The organism is Curtobacterium sp. PhB170 (assembly GCF_003752345.1).
Taxonomy (GTDB): domain Bacteria; phylum Actinomycetota; class Actinomycetes; order Actinomycetales; family Microbacteriaceae; genus Curtobacterium.
This window is the reverse complement of the sequence record NZ_RJUM01000015.1, coordinates 41,089-57,602: the sequence shown is the minus strand read 5'-3', so window position 1 is coordinate 57,602 and position 16,514 is coordinate 41,089. Positions and strand designations below refer to the sequence as shown.

General features: G+C 68.2%; 14 protein-coding genes and 1 pseudogene. 9 read left to right on the top strand and 6 right to left on the bottom strand.

Going from position 1 to position 16,514, the window contains the following annotated elements; translation table 11 throughout:
• Window positions 1-70: 70 nt before the first annotated feature.
• Both EDF40_RS18380 and EDF40_RS18375 read left to right on the top strand, forming a co-directional pair.
• Complete coding sequence (locus tag EDF40_RS18380; protein ID WP_123341262.1) at window positions 71-2,695, top strand: RNA helicase; 2,625 nt, start codon at window positions 71-73, stop codon at window positions 2,693-2,695.
• The gene (locus tag EDF40_RS18375; protein WP_123341240.1) at window positions 2,695-3,207 is read left to right on the top strand and encodes a GNAT family N-acetyltransferase; all 513 of its coding nucleotides are present in this window, start codon (window positions 2,695-2,697) and stop codon (window positions 3,205-3,207) included. The genes EDF40_RS18380 and EDF40_RS18375 overlap by 1 nt, the downstream gene beginning before the upstream one ends.
• A gap of 31 nt (window positions 3,208-3,238) precedes the next feature.
• Here EDF40_RS18375 and EDF40_RS18370 read toward each other — a convergent pair whose 3' ends face one another.
• The 3 genes from EDF40_RS18370 to EDF40_RS18360 form a co-directional block, all read right to left on the bottom strand.
• Window positions 3,239-4,276, bottom strand: a complete 1,038-nt coding sequence (locus EDF40_RS18370; protein ID WP_123341239.1) for an NAD-dependent epimerase/dehydratase family protein — start codon at window positions 4,274-4,276, stop codon at window positions 3,239-3,241.
• An 86-nt stretch (window positions 4,277-4,362) separates the two neighbouring features.
• A complete protein-coding gene (locus EDF40_RS18365) occupies window positions 4,363-4,884 on the bottom strand; it encodes a ribonuclease H (protein WP_111086567.1) in 522 nt (173 codons plus the stop codon).
• A gap of 72 nt (window positions 4,885-4,956) precedes the next feature.
• On the bottom strand, window positions 4,957-5,637 hold the full coding sequence (locus tag EDF40_RS18360) for a LysM peptidoglycan-binding domain-containing protein (protein WP_123341238.1): 681 nt from the start codon (window positions 5,635-5,637) through the stop codon (window positions 4,957-4,959).
• Window positions 5,638-5,905: 268 nt separating this feature from the next.
• On the opposite strand from EDF40_RS18360, the gene EDF40_RS18355 reads away from it, so the two are divergent.
• Window positions 5,906-6,157, top strand: a complete 252-nt coding sequence (locus EDF40_RS18355) for a hypothetical protein (protein WP_123341237.1) — start codon at window positions 5,906-5,908, stop codon at window positions 6,155-6,157.
• Here EDF40_RS18355 and EDF40_RS18350 read toward each other — a convergent pair.
• The 3 genes from EDF40_RS18350 to EDF40_RS18340 all read right to left on the bottom strand — a co-directional run bounded on the left by EDF40_RS18350 (window position 6,154) and on the right by EDF40_RS18340 (window position 9,012).
• Entirely contained in the window at window positions 6,154-6,726 is a 573-nt protein-coding gene (locus tag EDF40_RS18350; protein WP_123341236.1) for a hypothetical protein, read from the bottom strand. The two genes, EDF40_RS18355 and EDF40_RS18350, sit on opposite strands and share 4 nt — an antisense overlap.
• A gap of 68 nt (window positions 6,727-6,794) precedes the next feature.
• On the bottom strand, window positions 6,795-7,613 hold the full coding sequence (locus tag EDF40_RS18345) for an aldo/keto reductase (RefSeq protein ID WP_123341235.1): 819 nt from the start codon (window positions 7,611-7,613) through the stop codon (window positions 6,795-6,797).
• A gap of 193 nt (window positions 7,614-7,806) precedes the next feature.
• Entirely contained in the window at window positions 7,807-9,012 is a 1,206-nt protein-coding gene (locus EDF40_RS18340; protein ID WP_123294955.1) for an MFS transporter, read from the bottom strand.
• A gap of 354 nt (window positions 9,013-9,366) precedes the next feature.
• Between EDF40_RS18340 and nrdH the strand changes: the two genes are divergently transcribed.
• From nrdH to EDF40_RS19690, 6 genes and pseudogenes are all read left to right on the top strand, one after another.
• Window positions 9,367-9,600 carry a glutaredoxin-like protein NrdH gene (gene nrdH, locus EDF40_RS18335; protein ID WP_017886897.1) on the top strand — a complete coding sequence of 78 codons (234 nt, stop codon included), beginning with the start codon at window positions 9,367-9,369 and terminating at the stop codon, window positions 9,598-9,600.
• A gap of 110 nt (window positions 9,601-9,710) precedes the next feature.
• Complete coding sequence (gene nrdI / locus EDF40_RS18330; RefSeq protein WP_123341234.1) at window positions 9,711-10,127, top strand: class Ib ribonucleoside-diphosphate reductase assembly flavoprotein NrdI; 417 nt, start codon at window positions 9,711-9,713, stop codon at window positions 10,125-10,127.
• Window positions 10,128-10,144: 17 nt separating this feature from the next.
• The gene (gene nrdE, locus EDF40_RS18325) at window positions 10,145-12,250 is read left to right on the top strand and encodes a class 1b ribonucleoside-diphosphate reductase subunit alpha (protein ID WP_123294953.1); all 2,106 of its coding nucleotides are present in this window, start codon (window positions 10,145-10,147) and stop codon (window positions 12,248-12,250) included.
• A gap of 94 nt (window positions 12,251-12,344) precedes the next feature.
• Window positions 12,345-13,346 (top strand): class 1b ribonucleoside-diphosphate reductase subunit beta, encoded by a 1,002-nt coding sequence (gene nrdF / locus EDF40_RS18320; RefSeq protein ID WP_123314333.1) that lies wholly within the window; start codon window positions 12,345-12,347, stop codon window positions 13,344-13,346.
• Between the two features lie 460 nt (window positions 13,347-13,806).
• Window positions 13,807-15,543, top strand: a complete 1,737-nt coding sequence (locus EDF40_RS19360) for a DUF6531 domain-containing protein (RefSeq protein WP_185003231.1) — start codon at window positions 13,807-13,809, stop codon at window positions 15,541-15,543.
• Window positions 15,501-16,505, top strand: a pseudogene (locus EDF40_RS19690) (type IV secretion protein Rhs); the annotation flags it as partial. The gene EDF40_RS19360 and the pseudogene EDF40_RS19690, both read left to right, overlap by 43 nt.
• Window positions 16,506-16,514 lie beyond the last annotated feature (9 nt).

Genomic DNA, 16,514 nt, shown 5'->3' with positions numbered 1-16,514 from the left:
GCGTATGGAGCCGGGCCTCCCGGTCGTCCGTACCGACCACCTCGTCACCGCAGCCTGGGAGGATGGGGCCATGACCGACGTCACCACCGTGCCCCCGCTCGTCGCCGCGATCCCGGCGGCGGTGGACGGCGTCGTCGACGCCGACGAGGTCTACGAGGCCTTCGCGGCCTGGGCCGAGGAAGGCGGCCGGCCCCTGTACCCGGCACAGGACGAAGCGGTCATCGAGCTCGTCTCCGGCGCGAACGTCGTGCTGAGCACCCCGACCGGCACCGGCAAGTCGCTCGTCGCGGCCGGCGCGCACTTCGCCGCGCTCGCCGAGGGCAAGCGGAGCTACTACACGGCACCGATCAAGGCGCTCGTCTCCGAGAAGTTCTTCCAGCTCGTCGAGCTGTTCGGCGCCCAGAACGTCGGCATGGTCACCGGCGACTCCAGCGTGAACGGCGACGCCCCCATCGTCTGCTGCACGGCCGAGATCCTGGCGAACCTGGCCCTGCGCGAAGGACCCGACGCCGACGTCGACGTCGTCGTGATGGACGAGTTCCACTTCTACGGCGACCCCGACCGCGGGTGGGCCTGGCAGGTGCCGCTGCTCGTGCTCGAACGTGCGCAGTTCCTGCTGATGTCCGCCACCCTCGGCGACGTCACGACCATCGCCGACGACCTGTCCCGGCGGACCGGCCGACCCACCGCCCGCGTGACCGGCGTCAGCCGACCGGTGCCGCTCGAGTACGAGTACGTGATGACGCCCGTGCAGGAGACCGTCGAACGGCTGCTGGAGGAGGGCAAGGCGCCGATCTACATCGTGCACTTCGCCCAGGCGGCTGCGCTCGAGCGGGCGCAGTCGCTGATGTCGGCGAAGGTCGCTGATCGGGCGCGTCGAGACCAGATCGCGGAAGCGATCGCGGGCTTCCGCTTCAGCGCCGGCTTCGGACAGACCCTGTCCCGTTTGATCCGCGCCGGCATCGGCGTGCACCACGCCGGCATGCTGCCCAAGTACCGACGGCTCGTCGAGCAGCTCGCACAGCGCGGACTGCTGCCCGTCATCTGCGGCACCGACACCCTGGGCGTCGGCATCAACGTGCCGATCCGTTCCGTGCTGTTCACCGGACTGACGAAGTTCGACGGCACGAAGATGCGACAGCTGTCCGCACGCGAGTTCCACCAGATCGCCGGCCGCGCCGGACGCGCCGGGTACGACACCGAGGGTGACGTCGTCGCCGAGGCCCCCGAGCACGACATCGAGAACGCCCGCGCGGTCGCCAAGGCCGGCGACGACCAGAAGAAGAAGAGCAAGATCAAGCGGAAGAAGGCACCGGAGGGGTTCGTGTCCTGGGGGCAGGCCTCGTTCGACCGGCTCATCGGTGCCGAACCGGAACCCATGGTGTCGCGCATGCGCATCACGCACGCGATGGTGCTGTCGGTGGTGGCCCGCGGCGGTTCGGCGTTCGACGAGGTGCGCTCGCTGGTGTTCGACAACCACGAACCGCGCGCCCGCCAGCTCGCGATGGCCCGGCGTGCGCTCGTCATCGCCCGGACGCTCATCAACGCGCAGGTCATCGAGCGGGTGCCGGGGCCTCCGGTCTCCTACCGGCTCACGGTGGACCTGCAGTCGAACTTCGCCCTCAACCAGCCCCTGTCGCCGTTCGCGCTCGCCGCGTTCGAGCTGCTCGACCCGTCGTCGCCGACGTACGCCCTGGACATGGTCTCGATCGTCGAGGCGACACTGGACGACCCGCGAGCGATCCTGTCGCAGCAGCAGTTCAAGGAGCGCGGCGAAGAGGTCGCCCGCATGAAGCGCGAGGGCATCGAGTACGAGGAGCGGATGGAGCTGCTCGAGGAGGTCACCTGGCCTCGCCCGCTGTCCGAGCTGTTGGAGGCGGCGTACGAGGCGTACGCGGCGGAACAGCCCTGGGTCCTCGACTTCCAGCTCTCGCCCAAGGCCGTCGTCCGCGACATGTACGAGCGCGCGATGACCTTCGGCGACTTCGTGCGGTTCTACCAGCTCACCCGGTCCGAGGGGCTCGTGCTCCGGTACCTGTCCGACGCCTACCGGACCATGCGGCAGACCATCACCGAGGAACAGCGGAACCAGGAGCTCGACGACCTGATCGAGTGGCTCGGCGAGGTCGTGCGGCAGACCGACTCCTCGCTCGTCGACGAGTGGGAGGCGCTGCTCAACGGTGACGTGCTGCTCGCCCTGGCCGAAGAACAGGAGATCGCGCCGCCGCAGCCGGCACGGCTCACCGGCAACGTGCGGGCCTTCACCGTGCTCGTGCGGAACGCGCTGTTCCAGCGGGTGCTGCTCGCCGCGCGCGACGACGTCGACGGACTCGGGGCGCTCGACGCAGCAGCCGGGTTCGACGGTGACGCGTGGGACGCGGTGCTCGAGGAGTACTACGAGGAGCACGACACCATCGGCACCGATGCCGAGGCGCGGTCGATGTCCTACCTGGTGCTCGACCAGGCGGGGGCGACGGGTGCTGCGACGACGGGTGCTGGGGCGACGGGTGCGGGAGCGGCGGGCGTGGCGCGCGTGTGGCGCGCTCGGCAGATCTTCGCGGACCCGTCGGGCGACAAGGACTTCGGGTTCTCGGCGACGATCGACCTCGACGCCTCGGACGAAGCCGGCGAGGCCGTGGTCCGGGTCACCGAGATCGGTCGGTTCGACGGGTGGGCCGACGTGGACGTGGACTGATGCCGGCGGGGGCCGGCTCCTTCGTCGTGCGTGCGCTCGGTGCGGACGACGTCGACGCGCTGCAGGTGCTGCTCGAGACCGTGCCGGACTACGCCGAGCGGATCACCGGCTACCCGCCGGGGCCGTCCGACGGGCTGAGCGCACTGGTGTCGGTGCCGGACGGCTTCGACCCGGTGGGCAAGCACGGGATCGGGCTGTGGGTCGGCGACTCGCTCGTGGCGTTCGCGGACGTGCTGCTCGGGTACCCGGCACCGACCACGGCGTACATCGGGCTGCTCGTCGTCCGCGGCGATCGGCGGGGTTCCGGCCTCGGACGGGTCCTGCACGAGGCCGTCGTGTCCCTGGCGGCCGAAGCCGGCGCCGACCGATTGCGACTGGGGATCGTGGCGACGAACGCGGGCGGTGCCGAGCCGTTCTGGCGGGCGCTCGGGTACGCGCCGACGGGGGAGCGGAAGCCGTACCGGTACGACGGGCTCGAGAGCACGGTGGCGTTGTGGGAGCGGGCGGTCTGATCCTCGTGGGTCAGGGGTGGACCCGGGTTGGTCAGGGGTGGACCAGGCTCTTCGCCACCAGGCTCCGGGCCGCCGCCACGATCGCCTCGTGCGGATCACGAGGCGTCCAGCCGAGCACGGTGCGGGCGCGCTCGTTCGAGGTGCGCTTGGCGTAGCCGAGGTCGGGCACCATCGCGCGGAACTGCGGCTGCGTCTCGGCCGCGGTCCGCACGACGTCGTCGGGCAGCGTCTGCGTCGGGACCGCCTCGGCGTCATCACGGAGGTGCTCGCGCAGGGTGGCGGCGATCTCGGCCAGCTCGAGCGCCGGGCCGTTCGACAACAGGAACCGCTTGCCCGCTGCATCCGGGGCGGTCGTCGCGGTGACGTGTGCTGCGGCGACGTCGCGCACGTCGACGATGGGGATGAACAGCCGCGGGGTCGCGGGCATCGCTCCGGAGAGCATGGACTGCAGGATGTGGTTCGCACCGGACACCGCGTGCCCCATCGCCGGACCCATCACCGCGACCGGCATCGTCGTGACGAGCTCCGGCGCACCGGGCTCGGACGCGACGAAGTCCCACGCGGCGCGTTCGGCAAGGGTCTTGCTCGTGCCGTAGGCGTCGACCCCGGGGCCGTCGAGCACCGTCCAGTCGGCCTCGGTGAACACGTGGTCGGAGTGCGGGTGGCCCCAGCTGACCGCGTGGAAGGCCGAGGTCAGCACCACGCGATCGACTCCGGCCGCGTGTGCGGCGCGCAGCACTCGCAGCGTCCCCTCCACCGCCGGACGGATGACGGTGTCCTCGTCCTCGACGTGGCCCGGCAGCACCGACGAGGCGACGTGGTGCACGACGTCGATGTCCGCGACCGCCTGGGCCCATCCGTCATCGGACGTCAGGTCGGCGGCGACGAACTCCAGCCGGTCGTCGGCGGTGAGGCCGGCCTCGGCGAGGACCGCACGGACCTCGGGTGCACGGTCGAGGGACCGGATCGTGGTGCGGACGCGGTGCCCGGCGTCGAGCAACTGCAGGATCAGGTGGCCAGCGATGAAGCCGGAGCCGCCGGTGACCAGGACGTGTTCGGTGTTCTCCATGCGCCCAGCATCGTCTCGAGGTCGGATGCGGACCAGTGCCTCGGTGTTCCTGGGTCTCCGAGACCCAGGCTGACCGAGCTCGTCGGTCAGAAGAGCGTGGCCGGCGGGGTCGCCTCGGGCAGTGCGGACGGCTCGGTGACCTCGACGCCGGGCCAGCCCGGACCGTGCGGCACGTCGGTGTGGTTCTGGTAGGCGGTGGCCGCACCACGGGCGCGGACGTCGGCGGCCTCGTTCATCTCGTGGCCGACGTGCCCGCGGACCCACTCGAACGTGACCTTGCGGCCCTGCAGCTCGGCGTCGAGCTCCTTGATGATCTCGACGTTCATGACCGGCTTGCCGTCAGCCTTGCGCCAGTTCTTCCGCTTCCACCCAGCGAGCCACTCGGTGCAGGCCTTGATGGCGTACTGGCTGTCGCACAGGATGTGCAGCGGCTCGCCGGTGTCCTTCGTCGCGCGGAGCAACTGCAGGACGGCCGTGAGTTCGCCGATGTTGTTCGTTGCCCGGGGCCAACCACCGGCGGCCCAGCGGTCGTCGTCGACGTACCAGGCCCAGCCGGCGGGGCCGGGGTTGCCGAGGGCTGAGCCGTCTGCTGCGGCGACGATCGTCACGAGGGGACCTCCTGGTCGGGGCTGGTGCCCGTCGAGCGTAACGGACGGTCGAGTGCCGTCCGCGCGCCGAGGTCAGCGGCGCGCAGGGTCGAGGTTGAGCGTGCTGCCCTCGAGCAACCAGTCGTCGGCGCGGGTCTCCATGTACGGGTTGAGCCACTGCACCTCGGCCGGCGTGATGCCGAACCGCTGCGCGACCGTGGTCAGCTCGTCGCCGTGCGCCACCAGGTAGTCGGTCGGACGACCGTCAGCGTCCGTGACGATGCCGTACGCCCCCGGTCGGTCCTTGCCCACGGTGATGCGCAGGTCCGGGTAGGGGTTCGGGATCGTCCACGTGAGGTCAGCGGCGGCGAGCACTGATCCGACCAACGGGCGCTTCGACGGGTCTTCGTCCGGCACCGACGCGGGGACGAGGGCGACACTGCGCAGGTAGTCCGGTCGTGCACCGGCGGCGTTCATCACCACGGTCTTCGGCGGGCCGGAGGCGGCGGTCCACTCGGTCGTGTCCCGCGCCGAGGCGTCACCGCCGTCGAGCGGGCTGGCGGTCCGGTGCCGGAACTGCAGGCTCATCTGCTGCGGGTTGGTCGTGCGGTAGCCGGACAGCTGCGCGGTGAACGTACCCTCGTCGTTCGCCACGATGCGCACGTGGATGCTCGTGTCACCGCTCGGAGAGGTGACGTCGGTCTCCGCCGCGACCGTGCCGGTGGGCAGGACCTGCTCGACCTCGTCCGGGTCGCCGCCGATCTGTTCGGTCATGAGCGTCGGTTCGGGGATCGGCTCCGCCGTCCGCTCGGCAGCTTGTCTGGTCGGCTTCGGCAAGGGGTCGTCCCCGCCGAATGCCGTGCAGCCCGTGAGCAGCAACCCCACCAGTGCGGTGCCGGCTACTGCGCTCGCCGCGGTCCGCGCTCGTGTTCGTCGTCTTCGTTCGATCTCCCCCACGGCAGGGAGCGTACCGCCGGGGTCCGGCCCGATCGACCGCCGTGACCGAACTGGTACTCGGGGCACACGGACTACCGTCCGGGTCATGAGCGACAGCATCCCGGAGACGCCGGATCCCGACTCGACCGACACTGCGTACAGCCCGTCGAGCGAGCGGGAGACCGAGGCGTCGCAGACCGACCAGCGCAGCGAAGCCGAACTCGAGGCAGACGGAATCGACACGTCCAAGATCACCGCCGCACCGGGAACGGGCGGCGCGGATGACGCCGGCGACGTGGAGCCTGCGCCGGGCGACCTGCACCTGCCGTGGCAGTCGGAGGAGGACCGCCGGGGCTAGCGGGACACCCGGTCCAGTTCGCGGACGAGTTCCTCGCCGTCGCGGACGTCCCAGAACGCGAACACCTGCGGTCCGAACAGCCCGTCGAGTCCGGTGTTCGCGTAGATCTTGGCGGTCGCTCCGCCGGCGAAGAACGCCGCCACTCCGCTCGGATCGCCGGTGTTCCACTCCACCGAACAGTGCCGTCGGCCCCCGGTCCAGGTGATGGTGCGATCGGTGCGCCCCACCGGGACCTCGCGGGTGGTGTTCGGCCTGATGATCAGCGCGCGGCGGTCGGTGACGGCGTAGACGGTCGTGCGTTTGCGGTGGGCCTTCACGATGAAGCGCCCGAACACGAGGTGCAGGCCGACCAGCGACAAGACGATCGGGATGATCGCGCCCACGCCGAGGTATCCGTTCCGCACGACGTCGAGGACTGCGAACAGGATGAAGCCGGTCCAGAACAGCGAGAACGGGATGAGGAAGCCGTCCCGCCCCGTGAAGAGCTTCGCCGGGTCGCTCGAGCCGGCCCAGTAGAGGTGCTCATCGGGTCCTAGGTGCTCACGGGCGGTCTGCTGAGGATCGTTCACCCCGAAGAACCTACGCCGTCACACACGCTCCGCGTCACGACGGCGCTACCGTCACGACGGCGCTCCCGTCACGACACCGAGTCGGGGTGCGAGCCCGCCCGCTGCCCGGACTCGAGCGTGGCGATCGCCGCGAGCTCGTCGTCGCTGAGCACGAAGCCGTCGACATCGAGGTTCGACCGGATCCGCGACGGCGTCACCGACTTCGGCAGCACCACGACCCCCTGCTGCACGTTCCACCGCACGAGGACCTGCGCGACGCTCACCCCGTGGGCGTCCGCGATGCCGGTGAGGACCGGTTCGTCGATCAGTCGACCGCGACCGAGTGGTGACCACGCTCCGGTGAGGATGTCGTGCTGCTGGTGGAACTCCATGAGCTCGCGCTGCGGGAGCCACGGGTGCCGCTCGACCTGGTTGAGCACCGGGACCTCGCCCGTCTCGTCGACGAGTCGCTGCAGGTGCGGCACCTGGAAGTTCGAGACCCCGATGCTCCGCGCCCGGCCGGAGCCGCGCAGTTCGACGAGCGCGCGCCAGGTCTCGACGTAGCGGTCGTTCGCCGCAGCGGGCCAGTGGATCAGGTACAGGTCGACCGTGTCGAGCCCCAGCCGCTCGAGGCTGCCGTCGAACGCACGCAGGGTCGCGTCGCGCCCCTGGTGGTCGTTCCACACCTTGGTCGTCACGAAGACGTCATCACGGTCGAGCCCGGAGGCCCGGATCGCCGTGCCGACGCCGGTCTCGTTGCCGTACATCTCGGCCGTGTCGACGTGCCGGTAGCCGGCGTCGAGCGCGAGGCCGACCGCCGTCTCGGCCTCGGTGTCGTCGACCTTGTAGACGCCGAACCCGATCGCGGGGATCGCGGCACCGTCACGCAGGGGAAGTGAACTGACCATGCACCCATCCTGCCGGTGCGTGGCGGGCGCGCGCCGGGCCTCCCGGCCATCTGTGGAGAACGCGAGCCGTCTGCCGGACGCTCGTTCCTTCCCACATCGGCCGCGATGGCAAATGCAATCGGGCATACCTGGTCAGAACTTTCGACCAGGTACGCCCGATTCGACCAGGTACGCCGAAAGCCCGCGCCCGCGCTCAGGTCGGCAGGACCACCGGCTCGGTGTCGGGGATGGGGCTGGCGTCACGGCCGCGCAGGTCGGGCAGCCAGCGCTTGGCGCCGAGCGCGACGACGACGCCCACCCCGGCCATGACCGCACCGACCGTGAAGCCGCCCACCGGGCCACTGCTGTCGATCAGGAAGCCGGCGACCGCGGACCCGCCGGCGGCACCGATGAGCTGACCGGTCCCCATCCAGCCGTAGGCCTCGGCAGTGTCGGAGAACTTGACGGTGGCGGAGACCGAACCGAACATCACCGCGAGTGCCGGCGCGATGCCGATGCCCGCGATCACGAGGGCGAGGCAGAGCCACCAGAAGTTCGTGCCGCCCAGGGCGAGCGCGAGACCGACGAAGACGATCGCCATGCGCGTCCACAGGGTGTTGGGGGAGATCGGACGGTGGCCGAAGGCCAGGCCGCCGAACAGGGACCCGACCGCGAAGACGGCCAGGACGATGCCGGCGTTCGGGCTGCCCTCGCCGAAGACGCTCGTGACGCTGGCCTCGACCGCGGCGCACGCCCCGATGAGCAGCAGACCGGTCAGGGTGGCGACGACGACCGACGGTCGTTTCAGCACCACGCCGAACGCGCGCTTCGAGCGGGGGATGCGGACGCGGCCGAGCTCGGGTGAGGCGATGAACCAGATGCCGCCGACCACCAGGAAGACCATGGCGACGACGATCGCCTCGACCGTGCCGACCTGGGTCGCGACGAAGGTGGTGATGACCGGGCCGGCGACCCAGATCAGTTCTTGGGCGCTGGCGTCGAGCGAGAACAAGGGGGTGAGCTGCGACGAGGTCACCATCTTGGGGTAGATGGTGCGGACCGCCGGCTGCACGGGCGGAACCGCGAGACCGCCGAGGAACCCGACCACCACGTAGCCCCAGAGCGGCATGAGGACGAACCCGATGACCCCCATGCTGACGAGCGCGACGATGCTCGTCAGGATGAGGACGGGGCGCATGCCCCAGCTGCCCATCCAACGGCTGGTGAGCGGGCCCGCCAGCGCCTGCCCGACACTCGTCGTCGCGAGCACCAGGCCGGCGGCGCCGTAGGAGTGGAAGACGTGCTCGACGTGCAGCAGGTAGGCCAGCGAGAGCATCCCGAACGGGAAGCGCGCGGTGAGCTGTGCAGCGATGACACGACCCACGCCGGGGGTCTTCAGGAGGGGGCCGTACGTGCTCACGAGACGAGTGTACGGACCGGACGGATCGGGGTGTCACCCGTCCGGGGGAGGTGCCGCCGCGACACGCCGACGCGCTGATTCCACACATGTGGATCGTGGCTGTCCACCGGTGTGGGCAAGTGTCGGTGGTCGGCCGCAGACTGGCGGAAACTCGGGCCTCCCGGGAATCCACAGACTGTGGACGGCGTTGTGGAGAACTACATGGCTGTAACACTCCCTCTTGTGGTCGGTCCCGCGGCTAGCCACTAGATGTAGTGTGGAGACATCGCAGCGGCCCCTCCCGGACACGACTGCGGACAGACATCAGCACCACCTCCACAGCACGTGAGAAATCAGTAGAAACCAGGGGAGAACATGGCCGTCACCGTCTACACCAAGCCGTCCTGCGTCCAGTGCACAGCGACGTACCGGGCCCTCGACAACAAGGGCATCGAGTACGAAGTGCACGACGTCTCCACCGACGAGGCAGCCCTCGAACACGTCAAGAGCCTGGGCTACATGCAGGCCCCCGTCGTCGTCACGGACGACGACCACTGGTCGGGCTTCCGCCCCGACAAGATCGCGACGCTCAGCGCCGAACTGGCGTAGTCGCCTCCCGTCCTGTGGACGGTCACCCCGGACCCGCTCAGGAGGCCCGGATCGCCGCCCACAGGACACCCCCGGTCCGTCTGTCCGCACCTTCCACCGAGGAGCGCGCCATGAGCCGATTGGTCTACTTCTCGAGCGTGTCCGGGTACACCGCGCGCTTCGTCGAGAAGCTCGGCCGCGACGCAGACCGGATCCCGCTCTACCCGAGCGAACCCTTCCTCCACGTGGACGACCCCTACGTCCTGTTCCTGCCCACCTACGGTGGCGGCAACGGCGAGGGTGCGGTCCCCAAGCAGGTCATCAAGTTCCTCAACGACGCGCACAACCGCTCGCTCATCCGCGGTGTGGTCGTCGGCGGCAACACGAACTTCGGCGAGGCCTACGGCCTGGCAGGGGACGTCATCGCGCGGAAGTGCAACGTCCCCCTTCTCTACAGATTCGAACTCTTCGGGACCCCTGACGACGTGTCGGCGGTCAACACAGGATTGGATGCATTTTGGACGCAGCAGTTGCAGACGTCGATCTGACGTCGCCGCAGACGGGGATGGACTACCACTCCCTCAACGCGATGCTCAACCTCTACGACGCGGACGGGAACATCCAGTTCGACAAGGATCGTGAGGCCGCCAAGCAGTTCTTCCTGCAGCACGTCAACCAGAACACCGTCTTCTTCCACAACCTGAAGGAGCGGCTCGACTACCTTGTCGAGAACGAGTACTACGAAAAAGCGACGATCGACATGTACTCGCTGGACTTCATCCAGCGACTCAACGACCTGGCGTACTCGAAGAAGTTCCGGTTCCAGACGTTCCTCGGCGCGTTCAAGTACTACACGAGCTACACGCTCAAGACGTTCGACGGCAAGCGCTACCTCGAGCGCTTCGAGGACCGCGTCGTCATGACCGCCCTCGGCCTGGCGCAGGGCAACGAGCAGCTCGCCATCGACCTGGTCGAAGAGATCGTCGCCGGCCGCTTCCAGCCCGCCACCCCGACGTTCCTCAACACGGCGAAGGCCCAGCGCGGCGAACTCGTCTCCTGCTTCCTGCTGCGCATCGAAGACAACATGGAGTCGATCTCGCGCGGGATCAACTCGTCGCTGCAGCTCTCGAAGCGCGGCGGCGGCGTGGCCCTGCTGCTCTCCAACATCCGTGAGGCCGGCGCCCCGATCAAGCAGATCGAGAACCAGTCCTCGGGCATCATCCCCGTCATGAAGCTGCTGGAAGACTCCTTCTCCTACGCGAACCAGCTCGGTGCGCGTCAGGGTGCCGGTGCGGTCTACCTCAGCGCCCACCACCCGGACATCATGAAGTTCCTCGACACCAAGCGCGAGAACGCCGACGAGAAGATCCGCATCAAGACGCTGTCCCTCGGCGTCGTCGTGCCGGACATCACGTTCGAGCTCGCGAAGAACAACGAGGACATGTACCTGTTCTCGCCGTACGACGTCGAGAAGGTCTACGGCGTCCCCTTCGGCGACGTCCCGATCTCCGAGAACTACCGCGCGATGGTCGACGACTCGCGCATCAAGAAGACGAAGATCAAGGCGCGTGACTTCTTCACGACCATCGCCGAGATCCAGTTCGAGTCCGGCTACCCGTACATCGTGTTCGAAGACACGGTGAACAAGGCCAACCCGATCAAGGGTCGGATCAACATGTCCAACCTGTGCTCCGAGATCCTGCAGGTCAACACCCCGACGACCTTCAACGAGGACCTGTCCTACAAGGAGATCGGCAAGGACATCTCCTGCAACCTCGGGTCGCTGAACATCGCGCTGACGATGGACTCGCCGGACTTCGGCAAGACCATCGAGACCGCGATCCGTGGCCTGACGTCCGTGTCGCAGATGTCGCACATCGCCTCGGTGCGTTCCGTCGAGGACGGCAACGACAAGTCGCACGCCATCGGCCTCGGCCAGATGAACCTGCACGGTTACCTGGCTCGTGAGCGCGTCTACTACGGCTCCGAAGAGGGCATCGACTTCACGAACATCTACTTCTACACGGTGCTGTTCCACGCCCTGCGCGCCTCGAACAACATCGCCATCGAGACCGGCGAGACCTTCGACGGGTTCCGCGACTCGAAGTACGCGTCGGGTGAGTTCTTCGACAAGTACACCGACCAGGCGTGGACCCCCGCGACCGCTCGTGTCGCCTCGCTGTTCGACAACGCGAACATCACGATCCCGACGCAGGATGACTGGAAGGCGCTGAAGGCGTCCGTCCAGGAGCACGGCATCTACAACCAGAACCTGCAGGCCGTCCCGCCGACCGGTTCGATCTCGTACATCAACCACTCGACGTCGTCGATCCACCCGATCGCGTCGAAGATCGAGATCCGCAAGGAAGGCAAGCTCGGCCGCGTCTACTACCCGGCGCCGTTCATGACGAACGACAACCTGGACTACTACCAGGACGCGTACGAGATCGGTGCCGAGAAGATCATCGACACGTACGCCGCGGCGACGCAGCACGTGGACCAGGGCCTGTCCCTGACGCTGTTCTTCAAGGACACCGCCACCACGCGTGACATCAACAAGGCCCAGATCTACGCATGGCGCAAGGGCATCAAGACGATCTACTACATCCGTCTGCGCCAGCTCGCCCTCGAGGGCACCGAGGTCGAGGGCTGCGTCAGCTGCATGCTGTAGAGCTGCTGCCCTCTTCCTGGAGGCGCGGGGCGGGCCCCGCCCCGCGCCTCCAGTCCGTCATCAGATCACCATCTCGAATCCGGAAGACAATCCCATGACCCTCACCGACCCGGTCCACGCCACGGGCAAGTCCATCCCGCTGATCAGCTCGGTCAGTGCCATCAACTGGAACCGTATCCAGGACGACAAGGACGTCGAGGTCTGGAACCGGCTGGTCAACAACTTCTGGCTCCCCGAGAAGGTGCCGCTGTCGAACGACGTGCAGTCGTGGAACACGCTGACGCCGGCGGAGCAGCAGCTCACCATGCGGGTCTTCACCGGCCTGACGCTGCTCGACACCATCCAGGGCACCGTCGGCGCGATCAGCCTGATCCCCGACGCGATCACCCCGCACGAAGAAGCCGTCTACACGAACATCGCGTTCATGGAGTCGGTCCACGCGAAGAGCTACTCGTCGATCTTCTCGACGCTGGCCTCGACGCCCGAGATCGACGACGCCTTCCGCTGGTCCACCGAGAACGTGAACCTGCAGAAGAAGGCCCAGATCGTCCTCGACTACTACACCGGTGACGACCCCCTGAAGCGCAAGGTCGCCTCGACCCTGCTCGAGTCGTTCCTGTTCTACTCCGGCTTCTACCTGCCGATGTACTGGTCCTCGCGCGCCAAGCTCACCAACACGGCCGACCTGATCCGCCTGATCATCCGCGACGAAGCCGTCCACGGGTACTACATCGGGTACAAGTTCCAGAAGGGCCTCGAGGGCGCTTCCGAAGAGCGTAAGCAGGAGATCAAGGACTACACGTTCAACCTGCTCTTCGAGCTCTACGAGAACGAGGTGCAGTACACGCAGGACCTGTACGACGGAGTCGGGCTGACCGAGGACGTCAAGAAGTTCCTGCACTACAACGCCAACAAGGCGCTGATGAACCTGGGCTACGAGCCGATGTTCCCCAAGGAGACGACGGACGTGAACCCGGCGATCCTGTCGGCGCTGTCGCCGAACGCGGACGAGAACCACGACTTCTTCTCGGGGTCCGGGTCGTCGTACGTCATCGGCAAGGCGGAGAAGACCGAGGACGAGGACTGGGACTTCTGATCTCGCTCTGACTCGTGGGGACGCCCCGCTGGCTTCTGCCGGCGGGGCGTCGTCGTTCGCCGGACCGCACTGACGTGTCCGGTCAGCGGGTGGCGGTGGTCGGCGCGGACTCGACGAGGGCGGCGACCTCCTTGGGCCGTGCGTTCTGGTCGTCCATCGAATGCACCCTCGGTCGAGTCCGAGTTCCCCTCGGGGCGATTGGACGGCGCTGTCATCCGGGGCCCGCCCGCAGGCGACGTTGACTGCGCCCGCAGATCTGATGCGCCTGGGCGGAGCAGGCCCTGTCCTGGTGATTCGATGTCGGAGCCGGCCGATTCGTGTGTGCGGTAGCAGGCCAGCGAGATGCTTGGTCCGCTCGCTCGCTCGCTCGGGCTGGCTCCGTGGGGGACCAGCGACACGGGCGACGAGCCTGCGTTAGGTTCGACTGAGACAACACCGCTTTCCATGGGGGGACACAACGGTGACTGGAACGACAGACCTGACTGCGTACGCACTGCCGGACCTGACGTACGACTTCTCCGCGGCCGACGACCTCGCACGACAGTGCGACCTGGCGAAGACTACGGTGGAGCTCCAATCGCCGTCGCGCGCGGCGCTCGTCACGCTGGCCGGCACCGACTTCGCAGGCGGTTTCGCGGAGACCTTCCGGTCGAACGCGCAGATCGCCCAGGAGGACGCGCGCGAGCTCACCACGAAGCTCGGCGAGGTCGCGAGCGGCATCCGTGCGCTCAGCGATGCCGCGCGGGCGGAGAACACCCGCCGGCGCGAGGCCCGGGCCTGGCGCGACCGCGTGATGGCCCGCCGGACTGACCTCGTCGACAGTACTTGGGACCAGATTTTCGGTGAAGAACCCCCGCCGAGCAGTGGCAAGGTCGACGTTCCGGCCTTCCCGAGTACGAGCTACACGGCGCGTACCAGGAGCACGCCGACGCCGGGTGCCGGTCCGGGAACCGGGGGAAGTGTCTCGTCCGCGCGACCAGACCGCCTCCGGGCGTTCGCCTCCGGATCCGCCTCACTGAACGGCAGCCTGCAGGCGCTCCCGGGGCGGATCGCGGCTGCCCTGGCGGCCTTCACCCAGGGGTGCGACTTCGGCCGAGTTGACCTGTCGACGCTCCTCGCGGGCTTCCGGGCCTGGTCGACCGCAAATGAAGGCGACGTGGACTGGGCGAACACGATCGCAGCTGCCTTCGAAGCAGCCGGGGCGAGCGGAGACGTCGTCTCGCTGAACGACACTTCGCTCCTGGCCGCGCTACTGGCGGCGGGGGTGGGCAGGACGCGGACCGACCTCGACTTCGGCGCCCCGTCGTTGCTCGGCGCGGTCCCCACCAGTGGCTTCGCAGCCGACCCCGTGAACACGGCGACCGGCAACTTCGTCGAGCTGGAGCGTGACCTCTCCTTCGCCGGAGGCGCTGAGGGCTTCGAGCTCACGCGGTTGTACAACTCGTTCGACCTCGTCGCTGGTTCTTTCGGTCGCGGGTGGTCCTCAGTCCTCGACAAGCGCCTCGAGGTCCTCGCCGACCATGTTGAGTTGGTGCACGATGACGGCCGACGGAGCACTTTCCCGACCCGGGGCGACATCGCGGTTCGTGCCGTCGGAGAGAACCTGTGGCTGGCACCAGAACCCGACCCGACGGCGGGTTCGACGGTTGACCGTGAGGTGGTCCTCGTCGTCCGTGACAACGCCGGCTCCTGGTGGTCGTTCACATCCCGAGGGGTGTGGATCGCCGCCGGTACCGGGACCGCGGCGACCACCAAGGCCGTGCGGGACGGCGACGACAGGCTCGTGCGGCTCCAGCACCGACGCGGGCGGTTCATCGACTTCCTTCACCGCGACGGGCTGGTCCGTTCGGCGCGCTCCTCCGACGGACGCACGGTCACGTACGACTACGCCGACGACGGTGCACTCAGGTCGGTGACGGGTCCCGGCGGAACGCGGACGTACACATGGGAGGACGGCGGTCGCATCGAGCGGGTGACGGCGGCGGACGGCGTCGTCGAGTGTGCGAACATCTACGACCAGCACGGTCGTGTGCTCCTGCAGACGACTCGCAAGGCCGCACGATCCGGTTCGCGTACCTTCCCGGACGGGTCACGTCCGTCGCCGATGAGGACGGCACACAGTCGAACACGTGGACATCCGATCGCCACGGTCGCGTGGTCGCAATCACCGACGCGGATGGTCGACGACAGTCGTTGAGCCACGACGAGCACGGGAACCTCGTGGCCTCGACCGCTCGTGACGGATCAGTCGCGGTGCACGAGTACGACGACCGCGGGCGCCTCACCCGCACCGTCGCAGCGGACGGGACCGACACGGTCGTCGCCCACGACGATCACGACCGCGTGCATCGCATCGAGCGCGACGGTCGAAGCGTCTCGTTCACGTACGCCGACCCCTCGGCGACGTACCCCTCGCTCGTCGTCGACGAACGAGGCGCTCGCTTCACGATGAACTGGGTCGATGACCTGCTCGTCCGCGTCGAGGACCCTGAGGGCGTCGTGCTGATGTACGAGTACGACGTTTCGGGTGACCTCGTCGCTGTCACGGACGCGCTGGGCGGGACGACCCTGTACACGCGGGACCACGTTGGTCAAGTGATCACGACCACCACTCCCCTGGGACACCGGACGCGCTTCGAACGTGACGCCGCCGGCCTCGTGACGTCCTGTGAAGCCCCAGACGGTTCCGTGTGGACGTTCGAACGCGACGCGGGGGGTCGTGTCATCTCGGTCGCCGATCCGGTGGGCGGGCAGACAACATACGAGTACGGAACCGGGGGCAGCGTCACGCGCGCCACGGATCCGCTCGGACGGGCGAGCGACGTTCGGTACGACAATCTGGGCAACCTGCACGAGATCCTCCTGCCGGACGGTACTCACTGGAAGATGCTCCACGACGCGCTCTCGCGACTGCGCGAGGTGACGGATCCGGCAGGTGGGCGATGGCTCCGGGAGTATGACGCCGTCGGGCGCCCGACGGCACGGATCGATCCCGCAGGCGTCCGCTCTGTCGTCGAGCAGACAGATCGTCCTGCGGCAGTACCGTTCTTGGACCTCGACCTCGCAGGCCGCGTAGTCGCCGGTACGTCTCCGCTCGGTGACCGTACGACCATCGAGTACGATGTCTGCGGTCGGCTCTCGGCGTGGACCGATGCAGACGGTGGCAGG